The following is a 20525-nucleotide window of genomic DNA, read 5'->3' as shown; positions in this document are numbered from 1 at the left end:
CTTGTACAACCATGTTTAAAGCTTGTTACGATTAACGCTTTTTAGTGGGTTGGTCAAGTTTAAATTAATGATGAATAACTATCACGAAGTATTATTCTGCTAAGTATAAAGATATTCAATGAATTAACGTTTTCGATGAAACCTTAGTTCTCCGTTGCAATGGTTTGCTTTTTGGATTTGCCCTCAAAAAATAGGAGTAAGTCTTTGCTGGGGTTGAGGTGAACGGCGTCGATATTCGGCAGCTCGGCATCAACAACTACCACAAAATGATCGCCTGCGTGATGCAGGACGACAAGCTGTTCTCCGGCTCGATCCGGGAAAATATCTGCGGGTTTGCGGATGAGATGGATGATGCCTGGATGGAAGCCTGTGCCCGCGCCAGCTATCTGCATGAGGTGAACATGCGCATGCCGATGGGGTATGAACCCCTGATCGGCGAACTGGGGGAAGGGTTGTCCGGCGGGCAGAAGCAACGCCTGTTTATTGCCCGAGCCATTTACAAGAAACCGGCGATTTTGTTCCTGGATGAGGCGACCAGTGCGCTGGACAAGGACAGTGAAGCAAAGGTGAATCAGGCGATTAAGGCACTCAGCATTACACGGGTGATTATTGCCCACCGCGAAACCACCATTGCCTCGGCCGATCGCGTCATCGTTCTGACCCACAAGGCGGTTCAATAAACAAGTCACGCCTTGTATTCACGCTGACCTGTTTTTCATTGGTTCTGCGCATGCCGGTACTGCTACATATGCTGATGAATGGCTTTATCATGGTAACTGGCTATTACTTTTCATAGCACCAGCATTGAAAACAAGGCATCCATCCATCAGTCTTTCCTGAGTCTCAGCACATTTTTTTTCCACCACTCACTGGTCACAAAGACATAACCTAACGCGATAATGACTGAATAACACAGGGTTTTTATGACAAAGAAAGGTTTAAATTCAGCTCCTTGAAAAATGTTTACTACGGTAAAATAAAATAGGAAAAGTAAAAAAACTCGGATAAATTTCTTCATAGCGAAATGAGCTCCTGCTTAGAGTGGCCGGGAGATATCCGCGGTCATCATCGAATTACCAGTGGCATTGTCCATTAACACTGTTTTTGTTGCTATCACCGCCAAAGGCACCACGATCGTTACCACCATTGTTGCTGTGAGTGGCATTCCATGCGGCATCAAAACCGGCCCCACCAAGAACACCACCGATTACGGTACCCACAATAGCGCCTAAGGGTGCCCCCGGCCCAGTGACCAACGCACCGATAACGCCTCCGGCCGCCGCAGCTGCTGCTTGGGCTGCATCACGTCCAGAATCGTGGCCACGATTGCTGCCACCATTGTTGTTGACTCGGCCACCACCGTCACGGTTATCCCCAAAATTTCCTGCACCAGAAACATGGTCGAGCATAGATGGATCAATAACTTTCATAAACAACTCCTTTTGATTATTTGATTGACACTATGTAAGCCTTCGTAAGACTCTTTATAATTAGCTCTTTTCCACAATCGAATCAATGTTTATATTGATGACTTTTTACTCTGTTATGTGACATATTAAAATGTTTTGGAATAGGGATATCCCATGAAGAAAACCTCTTGGATAAAAGCTTGGTTCTCTGGGGCTACGGTTTACACATGCCTCGATCTCAGTAAGCATATAGGAGACGACTTCCTTTGTGGCGAAATTTGGCCGCAGTTGGTAGGCATTGTATTCATATTTATCATTTGCTTCGGCGCGCGTGCCAAAATGAATGAATTAAGTTAGGCACCGCCTTAAAGGGAGGCTTAAAAGTAACAAAAGGGAATTCGCACTCATTATGCTACGGAGGGGCTTTGCGCCATGTCTACGTTCGGCTCAAACCTCCTGCGGAGATTCTCATCCTCTCGACGTGCAGACGAAAAAAAACCTGCTGTAATAGCAGGTTTTCTTAAATTTGGTCGGCATGAGAGGATTATGCGCATCTTCGATGCTTGCCCTGCGGGCCGTTGCTAAAGCAACGTGGTCTCACTTCGTTCGGCTCAAACCTCCTGCGGAGGTTCTCATCCTCTCAATGTACAGACGAAAAAAAACCTGCTGTAACAGCAGGTTTTCTTAAATTTGGTCGGCATGAGAGGATTATGCGCATCTTCGATGCTTGCCCTGCGGGCCGTTGCTAAAGCAACGTGGTCTCACTTCGTTCGGCTCAAACCTCCTGCGGAGATTCTCATCCTCTCGACGTGCAGACGAAAAAAAACCTGCTGTAACAGCAGGTTTTCTTAAATTTGGTCGGCATGAGAGGATTCGAACCTCCGACCCCCGACACCCCATGACGGTGCGCTACCAGGCTGCGCTACATGCCGACGCTATGAAAAATCATACTACCGATTCCCGATGTTAATGCAAGCGCCTCGCCACTTGATTGCTTTAGTTTTAAGCAGTTAGTTGGCGATAAAGCGTTTTACATCGGTCAACACCTGCAACAGCAGAGCAAGCTGCGGTTTCTCGTCCTTTATCTCTTCGCCGTTCTGATCGTAGACGCGATAGTTGCCATTGTTGTCCAGCATCAGCGTTTGTGTCGGCGTGGTGATCACCAGCTGGTTGCCATCACCGGTGGCGATCCAGTTGTTGCGGCGCTGGGCGGTGAACAGATCCTCGCCCTGCGAATAGTCTTTCGGCGCGGTTTTCACATGCAGCAGGCGTTGCATCAAGGTGCGCATGACGTCGTTATGGCCGGTCAGCTTGCTGATGGTCTGCGCCGGGGTGCCCGGCCAGTGGATCACCAACGGCACCTGCAGCTGCGCCTGGTTGAAGGCGGTGCCGGCGCCCCATTGGCCTTTGCCGCTGTCGTTGAACTCGACGCCGTGCTCGGCGGTGATCACCACCACGGTTTTATCCAGCAGGCCGCGCTGTTTCAGCGTGTCCAGCACCTGGCCTATCTGGGCATCCACATCTTGCGCGCCGGTGCGGTAGCGCCGAATAAAGTCGGACGGAACCGGTTTTTTGTCGCCTTCGGTCGGCTCGGCGCCGCTGAAGTTGATATAGGAGAACCACGGCTCTTTGCTACCCTGGTCCGCCAACCAACGTTGCCATTGCTGGGTAGTTTGGGCGTCGCTTTGCGGCGCCGGCGTCGGCAGCGAGAAGTCGGTCAACAGAGCCTGGCGGTACAGGCTGGCATTGAAGCCATCGGAGGAGAACAGCCCCAGCTGGTAGCCCCGATCGCCGAGCGCATTGATCAGTGCCGACGGCTTGCGGCCGGCGAGCACGCTGTCCAGATAGGTCGGGGAAATGCCGTAGAACAGGCCGAACAACCCGGTATCGGCATGGTTGCCCGAACTGTAGTGATCGCTGAAACGCACGTTTTCCTGGGCGAAGCGGGTCAGGGTTGGCATATCCTGCGCCACGTCTTTGGCGCGAATGCCGTCCACTACGATCATCAGCAGGTTATAGCCGCTGCCTTTATCGCCGTAGCTGAGATCGCTGAGCGGATACTCTACCGACACCGCTTCCGGGTTGCCCTGTTGCACCAGACGGCGCTCATACTCTTGCTGGTCGAGCAGGCCGTGTTTCTCGAGGAACTTGCGCGCGGTCATCGGGTACGAGAGCGGCAGGTTGGCCCGCTGCATGGTGATCGGGCGATAGAAGTTGGCGTCGGCCCAGATATAAATCAGGTGCGACGCGAAAAAGGCGCTGATAAACAGCGCCGCCAGCGGCTTGCCGAAGCGGCGGCGGTTCAGGCTGCGCAGCTTCTGCCAGCTCCAGGTGCCGAACAGCATCTCCACCAGGAAGATCACCGGCACGCAGATAAACATCAGCTGCCAGTCGCGCGAAAGCTCGCTTTGATCCGGGTTGACCACCAGATCCCACACCACCGGATTGAGGTGCAGGTGGAAATGGGAGAACACTTCGCTGTCGACCAGCAACAGCGTGAACCCGATGGTGGCCAACGCGGCGGAAATAAATCGCAGCAGCCGCTGCGACATCACCACGAAGGTGAGCGGGAAGATCACCAGCAAATAGCCGGCGAACACGATAAAGCTGAAATGCCCCAGCAGGCTGACAAAGGCATAGACCCGGCCCAGCAGGGATGCGGGCCAGTCGGTGACAAACAGGTAGCGGCTACCCAGCCCAAGGGCGAGCAGGATGTTGAATAAGGCGAACCAGTGCCCCCAGCTGATCATCTGGGAGACTTTTTCACGATAACGCTGACGGTTTGTCACCATAAGTCAATATTAATGTGCTTTATCTTCACGGACAGAAGCCTGCAAGGCTTCCGCGAACGATCTCGCCAGGGTTTTCCGCTGCGCGGGGGCAACGCTGGTGTTGATCAAATTAGTGACCATGTTGCCCAGCACCATCAGGGAAAGATCGGTGGGGGTATGGTGTTTTTCCAGAACATTGACCAGCTCTGAGAGCAGTTGTTCAACGTGTTCGTCACTGTAACGGGATGATTGTGGCATAAAATTGCGCTTAGTAATCTGCAAAGTGCCCTATCTTACCGTATAGGGCAGTGATTTTCCGCTCTTTTATCACTTCCTGTCATTCGGGAAATTGTTCGCCCGCGCCGGGGCGGGGCCCCGCTGCGCCTTTCCGGTTGGCCGCAGCTTTTTAGTATTGCAGGGCGGGGTCTTCAGTGTTTGAATACGCGCCTAAAGAACAGGAGGATTTATCATGAGTCTGGATATCGACCAGATCGCTCTGCACCAATTGGTGAAACGCGACGAGCAAACGCTGGACGTGGTGTTGCGCGATACCTTGCTTCCCACCAACGCGGCGGTGGAAGAAATGATGACGGAACTGCATCGCGTCTACAGCGCCAAGAGCAAGGCCTTGGGCCTGTTCAACGAAGGCAGCGAACTGGCGGAAGCGCTGCGCACTTGCCGCAAGGACGATAAGGACTTTCTGGCCTTCAGCCGCGCGGCGACCGGCCGCCTGCGCGACGAACTGGCGAAGTATCCGTTTGCCGAAGGCGGCGTGGTGCTGTTCGGCCAATACCGTTATCTGGCGGTGGAGTACTTGCTGATCGCGGTGCTGAACAGCCGTAACAGCATGCGCGTCAACGAAGAGCTGGATATCAACACCACGCACTATCTGGACATCAACAACGCCGATATCGTCGCGCGCATCGATCTGACCGAATGGGAAACCAACCCGGAATCGACCCGCTATCTGACCTTCCTGCGCGGGCGCGTAGGCCGCAAGGTCGCCGACTTCTTCATGGATTTCCTGGCGGCGTCCGAAGGGTTGGACACCAAGGCGCAAAACCGCGGGCTGCTGCAGGCGGTGGACGACTACTGCGCCGATGCGCAGTTGGACAAGAACGAGCGCCAGTCGGTGCGCCAACAGGTGTACAGCTACTGCAACGAACAGCTGCAGGCGGGCGAAGAGATTGAACTGCAGGCCCTGTCGCAGGAGCTGTCGCCGGTCGGTGAGAAAGACTTCATGCAGTTCTCCAGCGAGCAAGGGTATGAGTTGGAGGAAAGCTTCCCGGCGGATCGCGGCACGCTGCGCCAGCTGACCAAATTTGCCGGCAGCGGCGGCGGCATCAGCCTGAATTTCGACGCCATGCTGTTGGGCGAGCGCATTTTCTGGGATGCGGCCACCGACACGCTGACCATCAGAGGCACGCCGCCGAACCTGCGCGATCAGCTGCAGCGCCGGACCGGCAGCGGCAAGTAAGCGCGCCGGATCGCAGACAATAAAAAACGCCGCAATTGCGGCGTTCTTTATTTCGGCGTCCCGAAAGGTTCGAAAACGTAGCGATTAAACGCGAACGAAGTCGATGTGAGCCAGTTTTGGCTTGAACGGGTGACGCTGTACAGCCTGAACCTTAACTTTGGTTTCTTTACCGTCGATAACCAGAGTTACTGCTTCGCTGTAGAATTCTGGTTTAGCTTCCATGTTCTTAACAGAATCATGGTCCAATTCGATGGAAACTGCAGCTTCTTTGCCACCGTAAACGATAGCTGGGAATTTGTTTGCTGCACGCAGGCGGCGGCTCGCACCTTTACCCTGGTCTTTACGTACTTCTGCATTGATAGTGAACATTGTTTTTTCTCTTAAAAGAAAATTTACCCTGCTACAGGCGACCCAAGTAGCAAGTTCGGAAATCCGCTTTAACGCTGGGCAGGCCCAGGTAAAGCGCGCGGCATTTTAACGGAAAGCCGCCTGCAGGGCAACGAAAACCTGTCCAGATTGGGGACCGTTCGCTCAGGTCAATTGATTGGCGCGGCGGAAACGGCCTTGATAATCGAACACTTTCTCGCGCACCTGCCAAAACTGGCCGCGTTTGCGCGCCACCACGAAATCCGGATGGCGCAGCGCCTGCTGTTGCGCCAGCACGTCGGCGGCGGTGTGCCAGGCGAACGGCACGCCCGGCGCGCGCTGGTGCGGGCGCAGGAACAGCATCTCGAACGCTTTGCGCTGCGCCGGCGTCTGCAGGCGGAAGCGCTCGCTGGTGCTGGTGCCGTCCTCGTCGTAATAGGTGGCCTTCAGCCATTCGCCCTTGTCATCGCGGCCGCTCTGCAGTTCCATGCCGCCGCAGCGCAGCACCAGCGCGTCTTTCAGCTTCAGCGCCGCCTTCAGCATGTCATCGGGATCGACCAGCACCTCCTGACACTGATGGCAGCGGCGTGCGGCGATGTCGTTCTCCGCGCCGCAGTGCGGGCAGCTCTTGAACCGGAAGCGGTAATCGCACTGTTCGCGGTGGCCGTCGTCGTCTTCCAGCCAGCCCTGACAGCGGCGGCCGTAGTGCTCGATGATATCGCCGTTCTCGGTGCACTTGCCCCAGAACAGATTGGCAAAGCCGCAGGCCGGGCAGAACACCTGCACCGGCTGGCTGTCGCCGTGCGGCTTGCTGACGCCGACCTCCGGCGTAAACAGATCGTGCGGGTTGCCGGCGTAGTCGAGGATCAGACAATCCTCCTTGCCGGGCGCCAGCCGCAGCCCGCGGCCGACGATCTGCTGATACAGGCTGACGGACTCGGTCGGGCGCAGGATCGCGATCAGATCGACGTGCGGCGCGTCGAAACCGGTGGTCAATACCGCTACGTTGACCAGATAGCGCAACTGCTGTTGTTTGAACGCCTCGATCAGCGCATCGCGCTCGGCGGGCGGCGTTTCTGCGCTGACCAGCGCGGCCTCGCCGTTCGGCAGCAGGCCGTGGATCTCGCGGGCGTGCTCGACGGTGGCGGCGAAGATCATCACCCCTTTGCGATCGTCGGCGTACTCCACAATCTGGCTGATAATGTGCGGCGTGACGCGGTTTTGCCGCTTCAGCTCGCGGTTCAGATCCGCTTCGCTGAACAGGCCGTTGCTTCTGGCCTCCAGCCGGCTGAAATCGTACTGCACAATCGGCATGTCCAGCCGCTCAGGCGGCACCAGGAAGCCGTTCTTAATCATATAGCGCAGCGGCAGCTCATAGATGCAGTCGCGAAACAGGCTGGCGCCGTCGCCGCGGGTAAAACCGTGGTAGTGATACTGGTAAATCCAGCCCTTGCCCAGACGATAGGGCGTGGCGGTCAACCCCAGCAGCCGCAGCTGCGGGTTGGTTTTCTGCAAATGCTGGATGATTTGTTGGTACTGGCTGTCGTCGTCGTCACTGATGCGGTGGCATTCATCGACGATCAGCAGCGAAAAGGCGCCGTCGAACAGCGGCAGGTTGCGCGCCACCGACTGCACGCTGCCGAACACCACTTTGCCGGCGCTCTCTTTTTGTTGCAGACCGGCGGCGAAGATGTCCGCCTCCAGGCCGTAGGCGCAGTATTTGGCGTGGTTTTGCGCCACCAGTTCCTTGACGTGCGCCAACACCAGCACTCGCCCACGGGCGCGCTTCGCCAGTTCGGCGATCACCAGGCTTTTGCCGGCGCCGGTCGGCAGCACGATCAGCGCCGGTTCGGGACGCCGCCGGAAATGGTTGATGGTGGCTTCGACCGCTTCCAGTTGGTAGGGGCGTAGGGTAAAGGCCATAAAATGAACGCCGTAGAGTGGAATGGGCCGCCGGGTACAGGTCTTGTCGCCCCCGTTCCCATAGAAACAGCGACATTTTACGCCCCGGGCGGCCGAAAAATTTCTACTATTATGCCTTCTGCGCACGCGCGGTGCGAGAAGCGTGAAAATTACCTCTGTCGGGCAACGCGTTGTGTCGCTATACTTGTGTGACAGCAATCGCTGTTCCCCCACGCGATTCCCCCCCTGAACCTGCTATTTGCACCCGGTGCAACGGCGGGCGTCATATTTTGGCAATACGATCAATGCGATCATAACAACGGCAGGCAAAGCAGATCCCATGCGATTGGACAAGTTTTTATCTCAGCAGTTAGGCATCAGCCGTGCGCTGGTCGCGCGCGAACTTCGGGCTAAACGCGTCACCGTGGACGGTGAGGTAGTGAAGAGCGGGGCTGTCAAACTGACCCCGGAGCAAGAAGTGGCGTTCGACGGCAATCCGCTGCAGCAGCAGAACGGCCCGCGCTATTTCATGCTCAACAAACCGCAGGGCTACGTCTGCTCTACCGACGATCCCGATCATCCGACGGTGCTGTATTTCCTCGATGAGCCGGTCGCGTACAAGCTGCACGCCGCCGGGCGGCTGGATATCGACACCACCGGGCTGGTGCTGATGACCGACGACGGTCAATGGTCGCACCGTGTCACGTCGCCGCGCCACCACTGCGAGAAAACCTATTTGGTCACGTTGGAGCACCCGTTGGCGGAAGACACCGCGCAGCGTTTCGCTGAAGGGGTGCAACTGCACAACGAGAAAGATCTGACGCGGCCGGCGACGCTGGAGCAGGTCGACGAGCACGTGGTGCGCTTGACCATCAGCGAAGGGCGCTACCACCAGGTGAAGCGGATGTTCGCCGCCGTCGGCAACCGGGTGATCGCGTTGCACCGCGAGCGCATCGGCGCCATCGTGCTGGATGACGATCTGGCGCCGGGCGAATACCGCCCATTGACAGAAGAAGAGATCGCCAGCGTGGGCGCGCCGCACCTGCAGGACTGATAACCGATCATTGATTGCGGCCGATTAAGGAGTCGTGGAACGTGCAACAGAACCGAACCTCTCATCTCGGTTTGATTTTCATTCTGGGCTTGTTGTCCATGTTGATGCCGTTGGCCATCGACATGTACCTGCCCAGTATGCCGGTGATCGCCGCCCAGTTTGGCGTCGAGTCCGGCAGCGTGCAGATGACGCTCAGCGCCTATATGCTCGGCTTTGCCTTCGGGCAGCTGTTCTATGGGCCGATGTCGGACAGCATCGGCCGCAAGCCGGTGATCCTGTGGGGAACGCTGATCTTCGCCATCGCCGGCTGCGCCTGTGCCATGGCGCAGTCGATCGATCAACTGATCGGGCTGCGTTTCCTGCACGGTTTGGCGGCGGCGGCCGCCAGCGTGGTGATCAACGCCCTGATGCGCGATATGTTCACCAAGGATGAGTTCTCGCGCATGATGTCGTTCGTCATTCTGGTGATGACCATTGCGCCGCTGCTGGCGCCGATGATCGGCGGTGCGCTGCTGCTGTGGTTCAGCTGGCACGCCATCTTCTGGACCATGGGCGCCGCGGCGCTGATCGGTTCGCTGCTGGTGGCCTTGTTCATCAAGGAGACGCTGCCGAAAGAGCGGCGCCAGCGGTTCCACCTGCGCACCACGCTGGGCAACTTCGGTTCGCTGTTCCGTCATAAGCGGGTGCTGAGTTACATGTTGGCCAGCGCCTTCTCGTTTGCGGGCATGTTCTCGTTCCTCAGCGCCGGGCCGTTCGTCTACATCGAACTGAACCACGTTTCGCCGCAGCATTTCGGTTACTATTTTGCGCTGAACATCGTCTTCCTGTTCCTGACGACGCTGATCAACAGCCGCAACGTGCGGCGCTTCGGCGCGGTCAAGATGTTCAAGCTGGGGCTGCTGGTACAGCTGGCGATGGGGCTGTGGCTAATGGCGGTGAGCACCGTGGGCCTGGGCTTCTGGGCGCTGGTGATCGGCGTTGCGGTCTATCTGGGGTGCATCGCGATGATCTCCTCCAACGCCATGGCGGTGATCCTGGATGATTTTCCGCATATGGCGGGCACCGCTTCTTCCCTGGCCGGCACGTTGCGCTTCAGCATAGGTGCGCTGGTGGGGGCGGTGCTGTCGATGGCGCCGGGCAAAAGCGCTTGGCCAATGGTCACCTCGATGGCGCTGTGCAGCATCGTGGCGGTGCTGTTCTATGTTTACGCCAGCCGGCCGCGCGATCGCGCAGCCTGACGTTCTCCCGATTCGGGGCGTGTCGCTCCGCATCGTCACGGGGTTGCGCCCTGCCATTTCAGGGTGCAACCGGCAATGAAAAATTTGTTGCTAAATATACGCAAGCTAATCAATTAGCCGCTTTCTCACCTGTGTGCTTTTTGTTAAAAAATTCCGCCGCCGTGCCGCCCAATATTCCCCGGGAGGCGCGGCGCGCTGTCGGCTGAGCCGCGCGGGGGGTTTGTATTAGGATTGATGTAAATCAAGGTATTAGCAGCGGTGACGGCGCTAACGTGACGGGTAAGATGTTTCTTCATTGTAAAAATATGGCGACGAAAAAGTAGTCGCATTGCAAGAAAAAAGAGTTGAGATCGCTGCGGGAAAGGGTTACATATAACGCAAAAATGCGAGCTGAGTCGCAAAATGCCGTGAAATAACACCGCACGGCGCGCCAAAAAGTGGCACGGCATCGGCAAGCACGGGGTCAGGTTAATGGCTTGCGGCAAAATTTACATTTAAATAACATTTGTGCGCGGCAGAGTCGGGAGTCAACGGCTATAACTTAGTAACCCTGTCAGGTAAAAGTGTTTCACCTTTTCAAACTAGGGATTTCATGTGGAGAGTATCCAACTTTCGGTAGTGCATCGCTTGCCGCAAAGTTATCGTTGGCTATCCGGTTTCACCGGCGTGAAGGTCGAACCGATTCCGTTTAACGGAATAGACGAAGATAACAACCTGATTGGACTGAAGCTGCTCAGCCATGAAGGGGCCGAGGCCTGGCAGGTAATGCAACAGCTCAATCTGTCGCTGCAGGAGATTCAGGTCGACTGTGCGATCGTTGAATGGGAAGGGGAACCTTGCCTGTTCGTGCAGCGCAGCGATGAGAGCGCCACCATGTGCCGCCTGAAAAACGTCGGCGCCGCGATCGCCGAACCGCTCAGCGCGCAATACCCCTTCTGAATTCGCCGCTAATCCGCCAACTGCAGCAGTTGACGGGTATAGTCGGCTGCGGGCGCCGCGAAAATCGCCCGGCAGTCTCCCTGTTCAACCACTTCCCCCTGTCGCAGTACGATGACCTGGTGACATAGCGAACGCACCACCTGAAGATCATGGCTGATGAACAGATAAGCCAACCGGTGGCGTTGCTGTAGCGATTTCAGCAGCGTCAGGATCTGCGCCTGCACCGATTTATCCAGTGAAGAGGTCGGCTCGTCGAGGATCAGCAGCTGCGGTTGCAGGATCAGCGCGCGCGCGATGGCGATACGCTGGCGCTGGCCGCCGGAAAACTCGGTGGGATAGCGGTGGCGAAGCTGCGGATCCAGGCCGACTTCCCGCAACACCTCGATCACGCGTTGTTCCCGCTGCTCGGCGCTAAGCCGCTGGTGCACTTCCAGCCCCTCGGCGATGATCTGCTGCACGTTCAGGCGCGGATTCAGGGCGGAATATGGATCCTGGAAGACGATTTGCATTCGGCTGCGGTAGGGCAGCATCTGCTTCATCGTGAGCGGGTGCAGCGGTTCGCCGTCGAACCAGATGGCGCCCTGCGAGGCCAGCAGACGCAATAACGCAAGCCCGGTGGTGCTTTTACCCGAGCCGGATTCTCCCACCAGCCCCACGCTTTCCCCGGCGCGCAGCTCGAAACTCAACGATTTCAGCGCATAGTGATAATCCACCGTGCGGCGCAGCAGGCCGCGCCGAATGGGGAAGCGCACCTGCAGATCTTCCACCTTGAGCAGCGGCCGCTCGTCGCCGGGGCGCGCGGTGGGCAGCGGCTCACCGACGTCTTCGGCGGCCAGCAGCTGCTGTGTGTAGGGATGCTGCGGCCGGCTGAACAGCTGCGCGCGGCCGTTTTGCTCTACGCAGCGCCCCTGGCGCATCACCGCCACGTTGTCCGCCAGGCGGCGCACGATATTCAGATTATGGGTGATGAACAGCAACCCCATGCCCATTTCCTGCTTCAATTCTTGCAGCAGCGTCAGGATCTGCGCCTGGATAGTCACGTCGAGCGCGGTGGTGGGTTCGTCGGCGATCAGCAGTTTCGGGCGGGTCAACACCGCCATGGCGATCATCACGCGTTGGCGTTCGCCGCCGGACAGCTGGTGCGGATAGTCCTGCAGCCGGTTTTTGGCCTGACGGATGCCGACGCGCTCCAGGCATTCGACGATCTCTGCGCGCGCGGCTTCGCGCCGCAGGCCGCGGTGCAGCATCAGCACTTCCGCCAGCTGTTTCTCGATGGTGTGCAGTGGGTTAAGCGACACCATCGGTTCCTGAAAGATCATCGCGATCTGATTGCCGCGCACCTTGCGCAGGTCAGTCTCCGGCGCATGCAGCAACGACTCGCCGTTGAACAGAATATCGCCGGCAGGGTAAACCACCGGCGGCGCGGGCAGCAGACGCAGTATCGACAGGGCGGTGACGCTTTTGCCGGAGCCGGATTCCCCTACAAGCGCCAGCGTTTCCGCCGGCGCTATTTGCAGCGAGAGTTCGTTGACCACCGGCGTGACGGTGTCGCCCTGACGGAAGGCGATGCTGAGATCCTGAATAGCGAGCAAAGGAGTGGCCATATCAATGCGCCTTGCTGGGGTCAAAGGCGTCGCGCACCGCTTCGCCGATAAAGATTAATAACGACAGCAGCACTGCCAATACCAGGAAGGCGGTGATGCCGAGCCACGGCGCCTGCAGATTGTTTTTGCCTTGCAGCAGCAATTCGCCGAGCGACGGCGAGCCTATCGGCAGACCGAAACCGAGGAAATCGAGCGACGTCAGGGTAGTGATCGAGCCGCAGAGGATAAACGGCAGGAAGGTCAGCGTCGCCACCATGGCGTTGGGCAGCATATGGCGGGACATGATTACCCGATCCGGCACGCCCATGGCGCGCGCGGCGCGGATATAGTCAAAATTGCGGGTGCGCAGGAATTCGGCGCGCACTACGCCCACCAGGCTCATCCAGCCGAACAGGATGGTGATGCCGAGCAGCCACCAGAAATTGGGCTGGACGATGCTCGACAGCAGAATGATCAGAAACAGCGTCGGCATGCCCGACCACACTTCGATAAAGCGCTGTCCCCACAGATCGAAACGCCCGCCGTAATACCCCTGCGTCGCGCCGACGCACACGCCGATCAGGCTGGAAAACAGCGTCAGCGCCAGACCGAACAACATCGAAATGCGAAAACCGTACAGCACCCGGGCCAGCACGTCGCCGCCGTTGCTGTCGGTGCCCAGCAGGTTGTGCCGCGAAGGCGGCGAAGGGAAGGGCACCTCGGTGGCGAAGTTGATGGTGTCGTAACTGAAGCGGATCGGTGCCCAGACCGCCCAGCCGTGCCGTTCGATCTGCCGCTGCACGAACGGATCCTGATAGTCGGCTTCGGTATTCAGTTCGCCGCCGAAGGCGGTTTCGCTGTAGCTAATCATAAACGGCAGGTACAACCGGCCTTCATAACGCACCAACAGCGGTTTGTCGTTGGCGATCAGATCGGCGGCCAGGCTCAGGGTGAACAGCACCAAAAAGATCCACAGCGACCAGTAGCCGCGGCGGTTGCGGCGAAAACGCGCCCAGCGCGCCTGGTTGATCGGGCTAAGGCGGCTCATTGGCGGGCCTCGAAGTCAATGCGCGGATCGACCAGGGTGTAGGTGATATCGCTGAGGATATTCAACAGCAGGCCGATCAGGGTGAAGATATACAGCGTGCCGAACATCACCGGGTAGTCGCGCTGCAGCGTGGCGTCGTAGCCCAGCAGCCCCAGGCCGTTGAGCGAGAACATCACTTCAATCAGCAGCGAGCCGGTGAAGAACATGCTGATAAAGGTGGCCGGAAAACCGGCGATCACCAGCAGCATGGCGTTGCGGAACACGTGGCGGTAGAGGATTTTTTTCTCGTCCAGCCCCTTGGCGCGGGCGGTGGTGACGTACTGTTTGCGGATCTCGTCGAGGAATGAGTTCTTGGTCAGCATGGTCAGGGTGGCGAAACCGCCGATCACCGTCGCCAGCACCGGCAGGGTGATGTGCCACAGGTAGTCGGCGATCTTCGCCGGCCATGAGAGGGTGTCGAAGTTGCTCGATACCAGGCCGCGCAGCGGGAACCAGTCCAGGTAGCTGCCGCCGGCGAACAGCACGATCATCAGAATGGCGAACAGAAAAGCCGGAATGGCGTAGCCGATGATAATCAGCGTGCTGCTCCAGGTATCGAACGCGCTGCCGTTGTGGACGGCCTTGCGGATGCCGAGCGGGATCGACACCAGATAGATGATCAGCGTGCTCCAGAGGCCCAGCGTGATGGAGACCGGCAGGCTCTGGCCGATCAGCTGCATCACCGAAGCGCCGCGAAACAGGCTGTCGCCGAAGTCGAAGCGCATATAGTTCCACAGCATGGTGAAGTAGCGCTCGTGCAGCGGTTTGTCGAAGCCGTAACGCTTAGTGATCTCGGCGATCACCTCCGGATCCAGGCCGCGCGAACCGCGATATTGGCCGTCGCCAGCCGCGATGCCCGTCCGGGCGTGGCCCAGGCCTTCGCCGACACCGCCGCTGCCAAACCCGCTGCCGTGCCCCAGCTCAATGGCGGCGATGGCCTGATCGACCGGACCGCCGGGGGCGATTTGCACGATAAAAAAGTTGATGGTGATGATCGCCCACAGCGTGGGGATCACCAATAACAGTCTGCGTATCAGATAGGCCGCCATTCCGACTCCTTATTGCCGCTGAGCCGGTAAGCGCGCCGCCTTGTTGACGTCGTACCACCAGTTGTCAAAGCCGATCGCATAGGCCGGGCGGATCGACGGCGTGGAGAACTTGTCCCAATAGGCGTAGCGGTCGTGGTTGGAGTACCACATCGGCAGCATGTAGTTGTTCCAGGTCAGCACCCGGTCCAGCGCGCGGCCGAGCGGCAACAGGGCGTTTTCGTCGCCCTGATGGGCGGCGATTTGCCTGACCAGGCTGTCGACCGCCGGATCTTTGACGCCGGGGGTGTTATAGCTGGAATCGATGTACTGCGAATCCCACAGAATTTGCAGATCGGCGCTGGGGAACGGCATCGCCATATACACCGTCGACATCATGTCGAAATCGCGCTCGCGCATGCGGCGGGTGTACTGCGAGGCGTCAATCTCGCGGATTTGCATCTCGATGCCCAACCGCTGCAGGTTGTGGCGGAACGGCAGCACGTACTGGAAGTTGCTGCCGCTCAGCAGCATCAGTTCAAAGGTGAACGGCTGGCCGGTTTTGGCGTTGACCAGCTTTTGATTTTTGACCACCCAACCGGCTTCTTTCAGCAGTTGGGTCGCCTTCAGCAGGTTTTGTCGATCGTTGCCGCTACCGTCGGAGGAGGGCGGTTGGTAGATACTAGTAAATACCTCCGGCGGTATCTGGCCCTTGAGCGGTGCCAGCAAGGCCAGTTCAGCGGCGTCCGGGTAGCCGCGGGCTGCGTAGGCGGTGTTTTGGAAATAGCTGTCGGCGCGCTGATAGGCGTTGTAATACAGCGCCTTGTTCATCCAGTTAAAATCGAAAGCCAGGCCGATCGCTTCCCGTACCCGACGATCGGCGAACAGCGGTTTTTGCAGATTGAACGCCAGCCAGCGGGTATTCTGCGCCGCCTGGTTGGTCTCGTCCTGCTTGATGATGTAGTTGCGCGCGAAGTTGCCGCCCTGATATTGGGTGGCCCAGCTCTTGGGCGACGGCTCGATGCGGAAATCGTAGGCGCCGGCCTTGAAGGCTTCCAACGATACTTTGTCGTCCAGATAATAATCGTAGCGAATGCTGTCGAAGTTGTAGCGGCCGCGGTTCACCGGCAGATTGGCGGCCCAGTAGTCGCGCACCCGCTGATAGGTGATGTACTGGCCGAGGCGATAATCGCCGATTTTATACGGGCCGCTGGCGAGCGGCGGGGTGCTGAGCGGTTCGTTGAGCTTATGGTTTTTCCAGAAGCTTTCCGGCAATACGCGCAGGCTGAGCAGGCTGAGGATTTGCTCACGGTTCGCCTTAGGCAGCTCGATGCGCACCGTCAGCCGGGAAATGGCCTTGACCGTGACGCCTTTGTAATAGGAGCGAAACTGCGGCACGCCTTCGGTCATGAATTTATTGAAGGTAAAGGCCACGTCGGCGGCGGTGATCGGGCTGCCGTCCTGGAAGCGCGCGCGGGCGTTGATATCCAATTCCATCCAGCGCATGTCGGCCGGGAAACGGGCCGATTCGGCAATCAGCGGGTAATAGCTGCCGGGTTCGTCGTCGGAGTTGGTGAACAGCGTATCGTACAGCTCCATCGTGCGCTCGCCGGGCACGCCGCGGGTAGCGAAGCGGTTGAAGTTGTCGTAGGTGCCGATGGCCGCCAGCCGCACGTCGCCGCCCTTGGGCGCCGCCGGGTTGACGTAGTCAAAATGGCTGAAGTCGGTGGCGTATTTCGGTTCACCGAGAAGGGCGAAAGCGTAGCTTTCGTTGAGGGCTTCGGCCCGCAGACCGAAGCTCAGTGCCGAGAGCACCAGAGCAGCGAAAATGCGCACGGACATCAGACGGTAAGCTCCTGCTGTGGAATAAAGTACAACCTGCGCCCAGCATAACATTCTTCGGACGGGCGCAGGGTAAAGATGCTTAAAGATTAACTATTTTTTTCCTGATAATCAAAGACCTGATGAGCATTGCAGTAAGCGACGAAATCATCGATGCTCAGCGGCTTGCTGAAGTAGTACCCCTGCATGAAGTTGACGCCGTGTTCTTGCAGAAACTGCATCTGCTCGGCGGTTTCCACGCCTTCGGCCACCGTCAGCATTTTCAGCTTTTTCGCCAGCGAGATCACCGCATCCAGCACCGGCGCGGTGACCGTATCCTGGCCGATGGTGTTGACGAAGCCACGGTCAATCTTCAGATAATCCATGGTGAAGCGTTCAAGATAAATAAGCGCGCTGTGCCCGGTGCCAAAATCATCCACCGCGATCTCGATGCCCTGTTTGTGCAGCCAGTCAAACTCCGTCAGCGCGCTCTCTTCTTCCACCATGCCGCGTTCGGTGATTTCAAACACCAGCGTAAAGTAATCGCCCGGCAGCTGCGTCAACAGTTCATACACGTCCTGGTGAAACGACGGTGCGCTAAGGTGGGCGGGGGAAATGTTTAGGCCGACTTTACCTCCCCGTGGCAGCGCTTTGGCGAGCTGTGGCGCATCTTCGGCGATCAGCCTGAACAGGTGGCGGGTAAGCGGCACGATCAGCCCGTTGCTTTCGGCGTAGGGGATAAAGACATCGGGTGGGATGCGGCCCTCGATCGGATGCTGCCAGCGGATCAGCGCTTCCAGCCCGCCGATGCTGTTGCTATCGGTATGGAACACCGGCTGGTATTCGATAAAGAACTCGTTGCGCTTGATGCCGCGCAGCAGCGCGCGTTCCGGGCTTTGCCGCAGCAGCAGCATGTAGTAGCAGAGTACGCCGGTCATCAATGACAGCACCAGGCTGCCCAGCAGCGTCAGGCGAATGTCGTTGGGGGTCAGTTTCTCGTTGTAGAACAGGATGGTCAGCGGCAGATTGGGCAGCGTCAGGGTATCCGCCTTGCCCTTCGGTAGCTGATTGACCGGCATCAGGTTCGGGCTGAAAGTGGTCAGCGCGCGGTTGCCCATCACGATGGCGATGCCCGGCGCCTGTTCGTCGTGCGAGGTGAACAGCAGGTAGGGCATCAGATCGATGTCCAGCGTAGCGAGGATGCCGGTGGCCTTTTCGGCGGGATGTCGCAGCCAAACCGCAACCGCCGGTTTATTTGGCACCATCGGCGTACCCTGCTGCAGCTTGAGATCCAGAGGCAGATCCCAGTCGATATCCTTATAGATATTTTTCATCGGCAACATCATGTCGCCCGTGGCGGAGGAGCAATAGGCGTAGCCGTCCTTCACCAACAGGAAGGTGCGCACGCCGCTGGTAAAGGCCGCCTGGTAGGTAATATCCGACTGGCTGGAGAGGCAAGGCTTGTTCAGAAGCGGCATCATTTGCCGCATCACCGCCGTCAGATGCGAGATATAACCCAGCGTGAACTTTTGCGTGCGCGCTTCGACCTTATGTTGATATTGCGTGCGCTGGTGGTTGATCAAAGAAAGCGTGACCGCGGTGAATAGCGTAAAAAATACCAGGGCGGCGACACCGCTTTTAGCCAGGCTGCGTTGTCGGTGAGACACGCTACGGGCGAAAGCTCTTTTCAAGCCCATAACCGAGTCCTCTGCAACCGGGCGTCAGGCGTGTCGCGCAGCCAGTTAATGGATTGTGCCAACGGCTTTTTTTTCATTTTTGCCTTTTTATCCCGTACCAACCGGCGGCGCCATTTAAATATGCGGCGTCGCCGACAGAAATATCATGCGCATAATATCAGCGGAAACGTTTTAAATAACGCCGGGGTGCCGTTGCCATCATCTGACGATAATAGGCGAGTTTTTCCTCGACGGGGCGATTTCCTGCCAACAGTTTATCAAAATAATGGCGTGCGGCGGCGTTAAGCAGGGAAAGGTGACGATAAGGCAGGGATCAATTTTGATGATGCCTGTTCGACAACCAAAAAAAACGCCGCCCGTGGGCGGCGCTTATCGCTCGTTTGGTATTCAGGATCTTCAGGGCGTTGCGCCGTTAACCGTTGGTCAGCACCCGGCGCGCTTCTCGATAACGTTTATTCCAATAGTTATCGGTCAGCTTGGAAATCATGACCCCACTGCTGGTGGAGGCGTGAACGAACTGATCGTTGCCTAAATAGATGCCGACATGGCGCCCGGTAGAACCGGCACGGAACAGCACCAAATCGCCGGCGCGCAGCTTGGTGCGCTGAATTTTCTTGCCGAGATCTTCCTGTTCATAGGTCGAACGCGGTAAATCCATGCCGAACTGTTCGCGGAAGGTGCGCTGTACAAACGCCGAGCAATCGATGCCGCGCTTGGTGTCACCGCCTAAGCGGTAGCGAACGCCTTTCCAATCCGCGTACTGATCCATAATCTTTGACTTGACGTCAACGTTGCGGACCATCGCTTCGAATTCATCCTGAGAGGCTTGCAGTAAAAGACCGTCTTTGTCATTAACTGCACGCATCTCAGTTTGTGCGTTATTCAAGTTCGAAGTGTGAGTCGAGCTGCACGCTGACAGCATAACCGCAGCGGCAATTGCAGGGACTGCCCGCAAAAAATATCTCAGAAACGGTTGAGATTTGACCATTGTTGTTGTTTTCCCTTGAAGTCCTTAACGACGAAAGTCGCTACCTGAAAAATGCCAAACGAAACGAGCCTAGTCCGCACCTGTTGCATCGACAACCAGTTACCGTTGAAAACGTGCGAGAACGCACATTTTTATCGGATTTCATACTGATTCGACTTAAACCAGGCACAAACGCATCTGAGATTACCGGAACCAATAGGGGATTGCGAGCCTTTTTCCCGTCTTTTTTATATGAATTTGTGATGTAACATAATGTAAATCTTCATATAAAAAACGCCAATTGCCCGATGTATGAATCTGGCGTGAAATCAGGTTGCAAAAGCGTTAACGAACGGTGGGGAAATTTTTGCGCGCGGCGAGGGGAAGAGGGCGGGAGGCGTAAGCCTCCCGGCATGAGTCATAGACACAAATTATGGTTGGCCGGGGCGGTGCTTACCGGGCAACAGGCGATTCAACCGATCGACGATCCAGTCGCTGCAAGGCGTCATCAGCACCCAGCTGGCGCCAACCAGCACCACGGACAATGAGCCGACGGCGATATCGGTAAACCAGTGGGCGCCAATCATCACGCGCGGCAATGAGAAGACCAACGTAATCAGCAGGGCGACGGCGAAGGCGCCGCGGCCGAAATAGCGCAGCATAAAGCAGGAAAAAATAATCAGCATCATGCCGTGGTCGCCGGGGAAGCTGTCGCCGGAAGCGTCCTTGGTGGGGATGCCGGTCAGCTCGCTGACGCGATGGATATTGTCAAAGGTCAGGGTGGGGCTTGGATGTTTCACCGGCAGCAGGTGGCCAAGCTGGTTCAGCACCACGGCGGTCAGCAGCATCACCACGCCGGTGATCACCAGACGGCGGCGGCCGGCGGCGTCCTGCTTCAGATAAAAGTACAGATACAGCAGCCCCATGGCGAGCAGCGAAATCACATCGAACGCGCGGTTGTTGGTGATGGCGACCAGGTGTAAAAACGCCGGGTCGGTGGCCAGATGGCGGTTAAAGAAGAAGAAAATCGCCGAATCCAGGGTAAACCAGCCGCCGTGATTGGCCGGCAGGAACCAGGACAGAAACAGCGCAACGCCCAGTAAGTTGAAGAAGAGAATGAGGGGTAAATTGCGGCGTGTCATGACATAACCTGTTGGAAAAATGAAAACGAAATAAAACCCGGCAGCCC

The 20525-nt window shown here is 57.5% G+C and carries 16 protein-coding genes, 1 tRNA gene, 2 other RNA genes and 1 pseudogene; 5 read left to right on the top strand and 15 right to left on the bottom strand.

Annotated features, from left to right (window positions below; genetic code table 11):
• Positions 1 to 212: 212 nt before the first annotated feature.
• Positions 213 to 680, top strand: a pseudogene (locus ACOWVD_RS16295) (ATP-binding cassette domain-containing protein); the annotation flags it as partial.
• Positions 681 to 1073: 393 nt separating this feature from the next.
• Here ACOWVD_RS16295 and ACOWVD_RS16290 read toward each other — a convergent pair.
• From ACOWVD_RS16290 to ACOWVD_RS16265, 6 genes are all read right to left on the bottom strand, one after another.
• A complete protein-coding gene (locus ACOWVD_RS16290; protein ID WP_152903428.1) occupies positions 1074 to 1430 on the bottom strand; it encodes a hypothetical protein in 357 nt (118 codons plus the stop codon).
• A gap of 506 nt (positions 1431 to 1936) precedes the next feature.
• Positions 1937 to 2066, bottom strand: a non-coding RNA gene (locus ACOWVD_RS16285) — RtT sRNA.
• 34 nt (positions 2067 to 2100) lie between these two features.
• A non-coding RNA gene (locus tag ACOWVD_RS16280) (RtT sRNA) lies at positions 2101 to 2229 on the bottom strand.
• Positions 2230 to 2264: 35 nt separating this feature from the next.
• A tRNA-Pro gene (locus tag ACOWVD_RS16275) sits at positions 2265 to 2341 on the bottom strand.
• Between the two features lie 78 nt (positions 2342 to 2419).
• Entirely contained in the window at positions 2420 to 4201 is a 1782-nt protein-coding gene (gene yejM, locus ACOWVD_RS16270) for an LPS biosynthesis-modulating metalloenzyme YejM (protein ID WP_049242558.1), read from the bottom strand.
• Positions 4202 to 4210: 9 nt separating this feature from the next.
• Positions 4211 to 4438, bottom strand: coding sequence for a YejL family protein (locus ACOWVD_RS16265; RefSeq protein ID WP_004935782.1), 228 nt, complete (start codon positions 4436 to 4438; stop codon positions 4211 to 4213).
• Positions 4439 to 4649: 211 nt separating this feature from the next.
• On the opposite strand from ACOWVD_RS16265, the gene yejK reads away from it, so the two are divergent.
• Positions 4650 to 5657 (top strand): nucleoid-associated protein YejK, encoded by a 1008-nt coding sequence (gene yejK, locus ACOWVD_RS16260; protein WP_004935779.1) that lies wholly within the window; start codon positions 4650 to 4652, stop codon positions 5655 to 5657.
• 84 nt (positions 5658 to 5741) lie between these two features.
• Here yejK and rplY read toward each other — a convergent pair whose 3' ends face one another.
• Both rplY and ACOWVD_RS16250 read right to left on the bottom strand, forming a co-directional pair.
• Entirely contained in the window at positions 5742 to 6026 is a 285-nt protein-coding gene (rplY, locus tag ACOWVD_RS16255) for a 50S ribosomal protein L25 (protein WP_004935776.1), read from the bottom strand.
• Between the two features lie 162 nt (positions 6027 to 6188).
• On the bottom strand, positions 6189 to 7946 hold the full coding sequence (locus ACOWVD_RS16250; RefSeq protein ID WP_004935773.1) for a DEAD/DEAH box helicase: 1758 nt from the start codon (positions 7944 to 7946) through the stop codon (positions 6189 to 6191).
• Between the two features lie 319 nt (positions 7947 to 8265).
• Between ACOWVD_RS16250 and rsuA the strand changes: the two genes are divergently transcribed.
• The 3 genes from rsuA to ACOWVD_RS16235 all read left to right on the top strand — a co-directional run bounded on the left by rsuA (position 8266) and on the right by ACOWVD_RS16235 (position 11156).
• Positions 8266 to 8979, top strand: coding sequence for a 16S rRNA pseudouridine(516) synthase RsuA (gene rsuA / locus ACOWVD_RS16245; RefSeq protein WP_004935770.1), 714 nt, complete (start codon positions 8266 to 8268; stop codon positions 8977 to 8979).
• Between the two features lie 41 nt (positions 8980 to 9020).
• Entirely contained in the window at positions 9021 to 10217 is a 1197-nt protein-coding gene (locus ACOWVD_RS16240) for a Bcr/CflA family multidrug efflux MFS transporter (protein WP_015378537.1), read from the top strand.
• 594 nt (positions 10218 to 10811) lie between these two features.
• Positions 10812 to 11156, top strand: a complete 345-nt coding sequence (locus ACOWVD_RS16235; RefSeq protein ID WP_004935763.1) for a YejG family protein — start codon at positions 10812 to 10814, stop codon at positions 11154 to 11156.
• Between the two features lie 8 nt (positions 11157 to 11164).
• Here the strand turns inward: ACOWVD_RS16235 and yejF are convergent, their stop codons facing one another.
• The 7 genes from yejF to ACOWVD_RS16200 form a co-directional block, all read right to left on the bottom strand.
• On the bottom strand, positions 11165 to 12760 hold the full coding sequence (yejF, locus tag ACOWVD_RS16230) for a microcin C ABC transporter ATP-binding protein YejF (RefSeq protein WP_049242553.1): 1596 nt from the start codon (positions 12758 to 12760) through the stop codon (positions 11165 to 11167).
• A 1-nt stretch (position 12761) separates the two neighbouring features.
• Positions 12762 to 13787: an ABC transporter permease gene (locus ACOWVD_RS16225; protein ID WP_015378535.1), complete on the bottom strand. Its 1026-nt coding sequence runs from the start codon at positions 13785 to 13787 to the stop codon at positions 12762 to 12764.
• On the bottom strand, positions 13784 to 14875 hold the full coding sequence (locus tag ACOWVD_RS16220; protein ID WP_004935753.1) for a microcin C ABC transporter permease YejB: 1092 nt from the start codon (positions 14873 to 14875) through the stop codon (positions 13784 to 13786). The genes ACOWVD_RS16225 and ACOWVD_RS16220 overlap by 4 nt, the downstream gene beginning before the upstream one ends.
• A 9-nt stretch (positions 14876 to 14884) precedes the next feature.
• Complete coding sequence (locus ACOWVD_RS16215; protein WP_033632554.1) at positions 14885 to 16693, bottom strand: extracellular solute-binding protein; 1809 nt, start codon at positions 16691 to 16693, stop codon at positions 14885 to 14887.
• An 89-nt stretch (positions 16694 to 16782) separates the two neighbouring features.
• Positions 16783 to 18369: a cyclic di-GMP phosphodiesterase gene (locus tag ACOWVD_RS16210; protein ID WP_164095499.1), complete on the bottom strand. Its 1587-nt coding sequence runs from the start codon at positions 18367 to 18369 to the stop codon at positions 16783 to 16785.
• A gap of 412 nt (positions 18370 to 18781) precedes the next feature.
• The gene (gene mepS / locus ACOWVD_RS16205; protein ID WP_049242549.1) at positions 18782 to 19357 is read right to left on the bottom strand and encodes a bifunctional murein DD-endopeptidase/murein LD-carboxypeptidase; all 576 of its coding nucleotides are present in this window, start codon (positions 19355 to 19357) and stop codon (positions 18782 to 18784) included.
• A 410-nt stretch (positions 19358 to 19767) separates the two neighbouring features.
• Complete coding sequence (locus ACOWVD_RS16200; protein WP_004935741.1) at positions 19768 to 20478, bottom strand: phosphatase PAP2 family protein; 711 nt, start codon at positions 20476 to 20478, stop codon at positions 19768 to 19770.
• Positions 20479 to 20525: the final 47 nt, after the last annotated feature.

It is taken from the genome of Serratia sp. SA088 (assembly GCF_049065515.1).
Lineage (GTDB): Bacteria > Pseudomonadota > Gammaproteobacteria > Enterobacterales > Enterobacteriaceae > Serratia > Serratia nematodiphila.
The sequence above is the reverse complement of the archived record's forward strand: the minus strand, read 5'-3'. Positions and strand labels throughout refer to the sequence as shown.